We start from the raw sequence: 9,976 nt of genomic DNA on the forward strand, positions 1-9,976 counted from the left end.
CAGCTTATGAGATATTGTAAACGATCTCGCAGAGAGGGTCAAAACGAGGCGTGAGCATCATTTTCTATTTCCCTAACAAAAATAATGCAATTTCGATTCATTTTAGTATCCATACATAATATTTTTACTACGTTTGTCCGATAAAAAAGGGGTGAAGATGATGATGGGGGATATTTAAATGAAGAAAAGGATTCGCAATTGGTTTACATTAACGGTTAAGAAACGTCTGATCGCTTCGTTGCTCTTGTTCTTGATTGTACCGAGCATTAGCGTGGGATGGTTGTCTTATTTAAAAGCAGCAGACCAGGTCAGGGAAGAAATCATTCTTTCTGCACAGGCCAAAACGGAAATGCTCAGTCTGCAGATTACTCAAATGCTGGATATGGAGAAGGATAACGCAGCGCAGTTTGCAGCGGGTATTACTTCAACAGATATTATCAATAAATCACCAGCTGTTCAGAGACAAATGGATCGTATGTCCAAAGCTCACAAAGAACTGGGTGTAATAACAGCAGGTGCTGAAGATGGCAGCTGGATGAAATCCCCTGACCCCGGACAACAAATCTACGATCCACGGGAACGCAGCTGGTATACGATGGGTATGTCACAGGATGAACCAATTATCTCGGACACGTTCCAGTCGGTAACCACGGGTGAATGGGTTGTCACCGCAGCTGCCAAGCTGGCCGATGGTAAAGGGGTAATTGGAGCCAATGTAAGTCTCAATTATTTGAAAGATTCCGTTGATAAGATACATATTGGTGAAAAGGGAAAACTGTATATGCTGGATAACGGCGGGAAGTTCCTGTTTCATTACAATATCGAATCCGGTGTGCAGTCCAATGAGAGCTACATTAATGAGATGTATAAAAAAGATCAAGGAACTGTAAAGTACACGTATGATGGACAAGAATTGGAAGCCGTATTCTATACGAATCCAGAAACAGGCTGGAAAATTGTCGGTGAGATGGTTCCTTCTGAAGCAGCAGATGCGGTAAGACCGATCTTGATTCGTGCCTACACTCTGGTAGGGACCTCGTTGATCATTGGTATTATTCTGCTTGTGTTCATTATTCGCAGTATTCACCGTCCATTGTTGCAACTAACGCAAGCAGCATCCAAAGTAAGCGCGGGTGATCTGACAGTTCGTGTAGGTTTACAGCGCCGTGACGAGTTTGGACAACTCGGGGCAAGCTTCGATACCATGACATCTTCGCTACGTAACGTTCTTGGCGAAGTGCATGATACATCAAGCCAGCTAGCGGCATCCTCTGAGGAGCTGATGGCGAGTTCTGAACAGACATCCAGAGCAACGGAACAGGTTGCCGAATTGATGCAGGATGCAGCGGCAGGAACGAACAAACAAAACGCCAGCCTTGCTGCAACGGGCCAACTCGTCGGTGAAATGTCTATAGGTGTCAAAGAAATCTCATCGAGTGCTGAAGACACGGCTCGTATAGCTGTAGAAGCATCTTCCAAGTCCGAAGCGGGTATGGTTACGGTGGAAGAGGCGGTTGCTCATATTCAGAAGGTGAATAATGAGAGTGAGGCCATGGCTGCTGTCATTCAGGATCTTCGAGCGAAAAATGAAGAGATTGTTGAGATTGTGGCCGAGATTACCAACATCGCCAAACAGACCAATATCCTTGCCTTGAACGCATCCATTGAAGCTTCAAGAGCAGGTGAACAAGGTCGAGGCTTTGCTGTCGTTGCCAATGAAGTAAAATCGCTAGCCAACAATTCGGGCAGTGCAGCTGAACGTATTAATGAACTTATGCGTGAGATGCAAGAGAAAACGAATGCGGTACAGTCTACCTTTGCCCGTACAGGAGAAGGCATGATTAAAGGTACGCAAATGATTACGGAGGCGGGAGAGGCCTTCCAAAATATCCGTAGCGCCGTGCAGTTGGTTGCTGCACAAGCTGGAGAAGTGTCGGCAGCTTCCCGTCAGATTGATGGAGGCATGAGTCATGTGTCCAAGGAAGTGAATGATACCATTGAATTATCCAATCAAATTGCCTCAGGAACCGAAGATGGTTCAGCTGCTGCGCAGGAGCAGCTGGCTACGATGGAAGAGGTTGCAGCTTCTTCTGCGGCATTGTCTCGCATGGCTGAAGATCTGCAAAGCCTGATTGAGAAATTCAAGTTATAGTTCAATAGCATTTCTAGAAGGAGACTGTGGGGGTGAAACCCTTCAGTCTTTTTCTCGTTGGTGATTTATCGTTAATCAACGGTTTATGAACGCTCGGAACGGATCTGTTCTGTAAAAGTGAATCTGTCTTTCCCTGAATGTCTCATCCTGTGGTATATTTCTAAATTAAAAGTAATCTACATGATGTGGATGACATGGAGAGAGGATGAACCGGATTTGGATAAATCCATACCACTGACATCCGGGCCCGCAAATACCGAAGAGGTGCTGGATGATGCTACATTTATGCAAGGGGTTAAGGACTGTATTCCAACACTGCTTGGATATTTAAGTATTGGGTTTGCAGCGGGTGTCATTGAAATGACGGCAGGCTTAAGTTTGGCGGAAACGGCTCTGCTCAGTCTGATTGTATACGCTGGATCGGCTCAGTTTATTGCCGCAGGCATGCTTGCCTCGAGTGGTTCAGCGACTGCTATCATTTTCACCATATTCTTCGTGAATCTTCGCCATCTGCTGCTGAGTGCAGCCGTATCACCGTACTTTCGTCATCTGACGCCGCTTAAAAATATGTGGATCGGCTCGCTGCTTACCGACGAGTCCTTTGGCGTGGCGATGACGCGAGCGATTGGCCGGAAAACGTTGAGTGAGCGCTGGATGCACGGTCTGAACATTACAGCATACCTGAATTGGTTTGTGGCGAATATGGCGGGGGCTTACTTTGGACGCTGGATAACCAATCCCGAGCGGCTTGGACTTGATTTTGCCCTGCCTGCAATGTTTATAGGTCTGGTAGTGCTTCAGCTGATGCAGCGCAAAAATAAAAAATTACACATCAATGTGGCGATCATCGCCGTTGTCTGTGTAATCTTCGCCAGCATGGCTTCACTTGGCAGCATGAGTGTCATTGTGGCTGCGGTCATTGCGGCAACGATGGGAGTAGTGATGGAACGATGGAAGTAAGATGGGATGTATTCTGGATTATAATGGGTTCGGCTTTGTTAACGTTCATCCCGCGCGTATTGCCGCTCATGCTGTTCAGTAAAATACAGATACCGATGTGGCTGTTACGCTGGCTTGAATATGTACCCGTGGCGGTCATGGCGGCACTGATCGGTCAGGAACTGTTTATGGCGGACAACCAGTTGGTGCCGATTACACATAATCCAGCTTTGTGGGCAGCCCTGCCTACGATTGCTGTAGCCATCTGGACACGAAGTCTGCTCGGAACCGTACTTGTCGGTATTGTTGCGATGATGATTCTGCGGTACTTGATGGGTTAATATACGGGGCCTTTATTGGATCAGGTAAATCCTTCGCTCTAACGGTTAATAATGTCCTATAGGATCGTAATAGAGCGAAGGGAGCTAAATCCATGAGCAACTCGAAGCACAGAATATTGATTACGGGAGCAGCGGGAGTCATTGGTCGCAGCCTGCTGGAGGGGCTGAGGGAAAAGGGCAAGTATGACATCGTGGCTGCCGATCTTCATGATGATCCTCAAGCAGGCATTGTAGCGATGGATGTGACCGACGGAGAACGACTGAAAGAGCTGATGCAGGGTGTTCAGACGGTGCTGCATATTGCATGGGCCAAGGATGAAGAAGACTTTCTGGGCAAAGTCCTGCCAATCAACGTTACAGGGGCCTACCATGTGTATGAAGCTGCACGGTTGAACGGTGTACAGCGGGTTATTTTTGCGAGTTCAAATCATGCGACAGGATTTTATCCAACAGGTGAGGATATCGAAGTGGATGATCCATATCGTCCAGATAGTTTCTATGGGCTCAGTAAATGTTATATAGAGCTGCTTGGCAGATATTACGTGGATAAATATGATTTGTCGTCATTCAATATTCGAATTGGCAACTTCTCGGGCGATGCACATCCGTATTCTGAGCGTTCCGCACACATTTGGATATCACCAAGAGATATGGTACAGCTTGCCGAATGCTGCATTGAGGCGGATTCGAGCATGAAATACGTTAATCTATATGGAACTTCAGCGAATACGGACAATTATTATGATATTGGATATCTGGAACAGATGATTGGGTACCGCCCGGAGGACGATGCAGCAGAGCTATGGGAAGAAGCGAAACGTAAGGGAACGCCGGATAAGCAGGATGAGACGGAATATCAGGGCGGAGGATATGTCGCGAAGGACCCGAAATCCTGAAATCCTGAAATCTTAAAGACCTGCAACGTCTCAAGACGTGGAGAACTACGGGTGACTTTGTAGGAAGTACAATGCGGAGAGTTAACTGAAAAGTATCGTTCTGAAAACGCTATTTTCTATTGCGTCCGAAAGGGATAAAATGGAGACTACAGGGTTGAGGTTTTCATTTTACATACAGGAAGGAACGGTTTTGATTATGAGTACACATTCATCCGTTATACTTTTTCAGGGAGATTCCATTACAGACGGCGGAAGATCGCGCAATGACGATCCGAATCATTTTCTCGGGCATGGCTATGCTTATCTGATCTCAAGCAAACTGGGTGTGGAACTGGCAGCCAAACAGCCAACGTTCTACAACAGAGGAATTAGCGGGGACCGCGCTTCTGATCTTTATGCACGTTGGAACGAGGATACCTTTAGTCTGAAGCCGGATCTGATTAGCATTCTAATTGGTGTTAATGATGCATGGCGTACCATGAATGGCGAACCTAGTGGAGTGACGGATCGTCTTGGACGTGCATATCGTCATTTGCTGGAGGAAACACGGGAAGTAATGCCGAATACCGGGCTGATTTTAATGGAGCCGTTCATTCTTAAAACGGGAGCTACAGTGGAGCTTTGGGATACTTGGCAGGCGCGTATCGGGCAGTATCAAAATCTGGTCCGTGAACTCGCAAGTGAGTTCGGGGCGGTCTGGGTACCTTTGCAGCAAACGTTCAACGATGCTCTCGAACAAGCTGACGCAGCCTACTGGTTATGGGATGGTGTGCATCCAACTGCAGCGGGTCATGAGCTGATTGCCCGTCAATGGCTGTCCGTTGTACAGAGTTCTCCACTTGCGATTGGTAAATAGAATTAGAAATATCCAGTTTGAGCTAAAAAGCTGAATGCAACGAGGAACCCTGAGGGGTTCTTCGTTTTTTTTATATGTGGAACAGGAATTCTGTGGTTAATTTGGTTGGATATGACGGATAACTCTTCAAATATACAGCATTATCCGGTAAAATGAAATCGGTTACATATAATGAAGGTTTCGTATTCCATATAGATTAGGGTGAATTCAATGGAAAACACCAATCAAAGTAAAGTCAGCTCCATCTGCATCCCGGATTCTACGGTCATTCAGCGGGCAGTACATCGGATGGTACGAGACAGAAATAGGAGTCAGCAGCTTCTGCTTGCTTCAGCAGCACCCTCAATCTGCTCTATCAATGCCATTGGAAAGGCATTATTGCAACCAGAGCTAGCTTCTTTTTACACAGATCTGAGCAGCTATGGGGAACGTGCTCTGAACGAAAGCTTGCCTTCGCTGTCATTCGGTCTTTATCGGAAGTTTGGGGATATAGGGGAACGAAAGTTGTATGAGGATGCGTACTTTGAACGCAGGGGACGTCTGGCGGCAATAGCGCTGCTTGCAGTGGATTCGAATGCGCCGAGATGGATAGAGACATTGGAAGATATGTTGTGGGATGTGTGTGGTGAGTATACATGGTGTTTGCCTGCACATTTGGGTTCGGGGGGAGTGGAACAGGTCAACGGTAATATTGATCTGTTTGCCGCGGAGACGGTACATATGCTGGCCGAAATCGTGACGATTCACGCGGATCGATTGGACGCACGTATCATCCAGCGGATTAGGGATGAGGCCGAGCGGCGCATCTTCACACCGCTCTATCGGGAACAACGTACCTATCACTGGCAAGATGCAGATCATAACTGGTCTGCTGTGTGCAGCGGATGCTGTGGCATGGCTGGATTATTACTATTGGAGGAAGAAGCGATTTTGACGGAATCGGTTGGTCAGGCGATTCGATCCATGCAAGCATTTCTGAGTGGATATGGCATGGATGGTGGCTGTGCAGAAGGCATTGGTTACTGGGTGTATGGGTTCGGCTATTTCGTCTATTATGCCGACATGCTACGCGAATACAGTAAAGGTGAGTTGGATCTGCTGAATGGTTCAAAGATAGCGGCGATAGCAGCCTTCCCACTGCGGGTTCATCTGTCGGGGGGAACCTTCGTGAATTATTCGGATAGTGCGGAGCAGCAAGAGGTTCCTTCGGGTTTGCTCTCACTTCTGGCATCTCGTTTCGGTATACAGATCGATCTGCCGTTTCATATTCCTTTGTTTACCGATGATCCCTGTCATCGTTGGGCTCACCTGCTGCGCAACGTGATGTGGAGCAGTCCGGCAATGTACTTGCAAGAAAAGGGGGCTGTTCCGGCGGAACGAGTGATCATTTTGGAAGATTTGGGCTGGATGATTGCGAAGGGAGCACTTGATTCTCCAAGCGCTGAACTTACCGGAGATAAACCTCTCGCTGTTGCTTTTTCCGTCAAGGCCGGGCATAACGATGAACCCCATAACCATAATGATCTGGGGCAATTTATGATTCATTGTGGTGGCGAAAACATTCTTTGTGATCCGGGAGCAGGGCTGTATACACAAGCCTATTTTGCTCCGGGCAGAGAGCGGTTGTTCCACATTAGTTCGGCCGGGCATAGCGTGCCGCGGATTGAGGGGAAGGAGCAGAGCTCAGGGCGCGAGGCGCAAGCACAGATTCTTGAGGCGACGGTTTCGGACGATGACCGTACACTGGATGCCTGCTTGGAACTGACAGCAGCTTATCCTGAAGCAACTTCGCTCGCTCGTTATACACGCCAGCTGCATTGGAGCGGTTCTGCTAATGATGCCGGGAGCGTAGCAGAACTGCGTCTGAAGGATCGATTTCAATTGAAAAACAGAGCGGCGTCTTCATCAAGCACGTTAAATTCGGTGGGCGAATTGAATCGGTCGAATGTGACGGAGCGGTTTATGAGCAGAAAGGTACCTGAGATCGTACATGAGGGGCAGATTCAATGGCATGGCGAACGAGCAACGGTCTGTATGACGTATGATGCAAACCAATGGCAGGCTGACATAGAGAACATTAATACGGTTGATCATGACAATGTGCCAGTTACATTCTATCGGACATCACTTGAATGGCGAGAGCAGTCGGATAACTCCAGTGCGGGAAGTGATGAAACCGATCTGCTGGAGACGATGTGTGAGCTGAAATTCACGATTGAACCAAAGTGAAAGATGGAGGTGAGCATACGTGAGTAAGTATACAGCCGCATCAACGTATCCATGGAGAGATGCTCTCGAAAATTATCGTACACTGGCGGAAAAGGCGGGGCCTGCTCCGTCAGATGGTTGGAATCAGGCTCGCAAATTGGCCCTTGTGGAGAGTGTTGTTCGGGCTTATACACCTTACCAGGCCAGTAGCGGCGCCATTATTGATCCGTTCTCGGAGGCCGAGCGATATTATTCCACACCAGCATATGCAATGGCTGCATCGGTTCTTGTTCAAGCGGGACATATGGACCTGCTTGCTTCGGCCGCATCGGCCCTGTCACACAGTATAGATGTTGTTGTGAAGGGTTGTGCACCGGATCATCACCCGGACTTTTTCCCTGTGTTGATGATGAGAGCTTACATCCTGTTGAAGCCGCATATGCCTGAGCAAGCAAAGGTCTGGGCAGAGGCTCTTAAGAAGATACAGCCAGAACAAGATTATGTTTTTACAATGAGAAAAATGAACAATCCCAATCGCATGATTAACTGGAACGCCATCATGATCTCGGGAGAATATCTGCGCTTGAGGGAACATCTCGCCAGTGAGGGTACGGATTGGATGGACCGTTATCTGAGTCTGTATCATCTGCCACGATTTACGGCGCTTGGACTATATCAGGACGGGCCGCTGGATCGACCCAATTGTCCATTTTCCTATGATATTGCAACGCGCTATCATCTGGATGTCATGCTTGAAGCGGGTTATGAGGGGGCCTGCGCTGGTGAGTTAAAGGAACAATTACGTCATGGTGCATTCAGTACACTGCTTACACTGTCACCGCTGGGGGAGATTCCTCCGCGTGGACGCAGCTCCCAACATCAATGGAATGAAGCGGCTGCAGCCTACGTATGTTCTGTCCATGCAACACAGGCTTTACAGACTGGAGATCGGGTGATGGCTGGAGCGTTCGCTCGTGCGGCCAATCGGTGTTTCGAAGCGGTGGAGCGTTGGAAGATGGATGATGGGCGTCTGAAAATAGTTCGCAACGAGTATGCACCTGAGGCACGTCATGGCTACGAAATCTATACGAATCATACGGGTTATAATCTGTGGACGGCAGCAGCGCTGGCCCATGCCTGCCTTAGCGATCCTGGTGAAGATGTCACGGAAATATACCTTCCTTCCGAGTTAGGCAACCGGGTGTTGCAGACCGATGGATGGTTTGAAACGATCATTGCCTCGGTACCAGGTCAACAAATGATTCTGCATACAGCTATGAATGATCCATACACGGTTCCCGGTCTCGTGCGCATACAACAGGCGGAATTGCCAGGGCTGATCGGTCCATCCGCTGCTGGACATGTGCAATCTGGATTCACGGAGTTTGCGGAAGGGGAAGTTAGTCCGCTGAGCTATTGTCCTGTCTGGAAGACGGCAGATGGGAATTGGCACAGTCTTGCCGAGGGCATTCCGTCAGGTGCTGATTATGACCGGGATGCCGGGATTAATCCTGCCGATGGCGGAGGTTCGATTTTGCTTGAAACGGTAGATCGAGAGGTCCGAGATGATTCAGCCTCCCCAGAGGGAGATGACGGGAAGCATCAGGAACAGGCCAATGCATTTACAGTATCATGGCTCGGCCCACTAATCGGGCTCGATTCACTGAGCACCCGTTATGTACAGCAGGCGGATTTGCTTACTGTGACATATGAATTCGACGGTGAGCTTGAGGCTGTCGGAGCACTCATTCCATTGATGTTCAGTGATGGACGCGAGCAGGCTGTCATCACTCATTACAAGCAGGCTGTGCGCAGCGAGTACCGGGGAGCTTATGTGGAATCCACTGTGCTGGATGAAGGAGCCATCTTTCAGCTCAAACCACAGCCGGTGGCATCACGCAATGGGCTGCTGAAGGAAGCACGAATGGAAGTGAGCGGCGTGCGAAGTATAACGTTTACGATCAGATTGGGTATCAATTAGAGGAGGGATAGGTTTATGAATACATCAACATCAGTAAAATGGCTGGAGGAAGCATGGCGGCAAGGAGCGGCCAAAACGATTCGCAACGCGAAGCGCATCAAGGATACATTTCCGCACACCGCCCCGCAGGGCATATATGACCGGAATGATCCCGAATGGTGGACCGCCGGCTTCTGGCCGGGGCTGTTATGGCTTGTCTATGGCGAGTCGCGGGACAACGAAGCTTTCGCTCCGTTGTCCCGCATTGCCGAAAGTTGTGAGCGGCAATTGGAAGGTTGTCTGCGTGATCCCGAATCGGTGGATCACGATCTCGGGTTCATCTGGCTGCTTAGTGGCGTAGCCAACTACCGCCAGACCGGCAGCGCAGATGGCCGGCGGCGGGGAATGCTCGCCGCCAATCTGCTCGCTGCCCGCTTTAACGTGCGCGGTGAATTCATCCGCGCCTGGAACTTCAGCTCGTCAACCATGGATACGCGCGGCGTAGCCATCATTGACAGCATGATGAACCTGCCGCTGCTCTACTGGGCTTCCGAGCAGAGCGGCGACCCGCGCTTCCGCTGCCTGGCGGAAGCGCATGCGGACACCGTGGCGCGCGAATTCGTC

General features: G+C 49.1%; 7 protein-coding genes and 1 pseudogene. All 8 read left to right on the forward strand.

Annotated elements, in window-relative coordinates:
* The first annotated feature begins 178 nt into the window (after positions 1-178).
* The gene (locus tag A6049_RS29675; protein WP_063568024.1) at positions 179-2,152 is read left to right on the forward strand and encodes a methyl-accepting chemotaxis protein; all 1,974 of its coding nucleotides are present in this window, start codon (positions 179-181) and stop codon (positions 2,150-2,152) included.
* A gap of 285 nt (positions 2,153-2,437) precedes the next feature.
* Positions 2,438-3,112: an AzlC family ABC transporter permease gene (locus tag A6049_RS29680; protein ID WP_063568035.1), complete on the forward strand. Its 675-nt coding sequence runs from the start codon at positions 2,438-2,440 to the stop codon at positions 3,110-3,112.
* Complete coding sequence (locus tag A6049_RS29685; protein ID WP_063568025.1) at positions 3,103-3,432, forward strand: AzlD domain-containing protein; 330 nt, start codon at positions 3,103-3,105, stop codon at positions 3,430-3,432. The genes A6049_RS29680 and A6049_RS29685 overlap by 10 nt, the downstream gene beginning before the upstream one ends.
* Positions 3,433-3,524: 92 nt before the next feature.
* The gene (locus tag A6049_RS29690) at positions 3,525-4,328 is read left to right on the forward strand and encodes an NAD-dependent epimerase/dehydratase family protein (RefSeq protein WP_063568026.1); all 804 of its coding nucleotides are present in this window, start codon (positions 3,525-3,527) and stop codon (positions 4,326-4,328) included.
* A 196-nt stretch (positions 4,329-4,524) separates the two neighbouring features.
* Positions 4,525-5,184 carry an SGNH/GDSL hydrolase family protein gene (locus tag A6049_RS29695; protein ID WP_063568036.1) on the forward strand — a complete coding sequence of 220 codons (660 nt, stop codon included), beginning with the start codon at positions 4,525-4,527 and terminating at the stop codon, positions 5,182-5,184.
* 210 nt (positions 5,185-5,394) lie between these two features.
* Complete coding sequence (locus tag A6049_RS29700) at positions 5,395-7,413, forward strand: heparinase II/III domain-containing protein (RefSeq protein WP_063568027.1); 2,019 nt, start codon at positions 5,395-5,397, stop codon at positions 7,411-7,413.
* Between the two features lie 19 nt (positions 7,414-7,432).
* Complete coding sequence (locus A6049_RS29705; RefSeq protein WP_063568028.1) at positions 7,433-9,373, forward strand: hypothetical protein; 1,941 nt, start codon at positions 7,433-7,435, stop codon at positions 9,371-9,373.
* Positions 9,374-9,388: 15 nt separating this feature from the next.
* Positions 9,389-9,976: pseudogene (locus tag A6049_RS29710) on the forward strand (glycoside hydrolase family 88 protein); the annotation flags it as partial.

The sequence above is a fragment of the Paenibacillus sp. O199 genome (assembly GCF_001636635.1).
GTDB lineage: Bacteria > Bacillota > Bacilli > Paenibacillales > Paenibacillaceae > Paenibacillus > Paenibacillus marchantiae.

Excerpts from the sequence above, each read along its gene's own strand:
- A6049_RS29675 (WP_063568024.1), top strand. The coding sequence starts at position 179 with ATGAAGAAAAGGATTCGCAATTGGTTTACATTAACGGTTAAGAAACGT.
- A6049_RS29680 (WP_063568035.1), top strand. The coding sequence starts at position 2,438 with ATGCAAGGGGTTAAGGACTGTATTCCAACACTGCTTGGATATTTAAGT.
- A6049_RS29685 (WP_063568025.1), top strand. The coding sequence starts at position 3,103 with ATGGAAGTAAGATGGGATGTATTCTGGATTATAATGGGTTCGGCTTTG.
- A6049_RS29690 (WP_063568026.1), top strand. The coding sequence starts at position 3,525 with ATGAGCAACTCGAAGCACAGAATATTGATTACGGGAGCAGCGGGAGTC.
- A6049_RS29695 (WP_063568036.1), top strand. The coding sequence starts at position 4,525 with ATGAGTACACATTCATCCGTTATACTTTTTCAGGGAGATTCCATTACA.
- A6049_RS29700 (WP_063568027.1), top strand. The coding sequence starts at position 5,395 with ATGGAAAACACCAATCAAAGTAAAGTCAGCTCCATCTGCATCCCGGAT.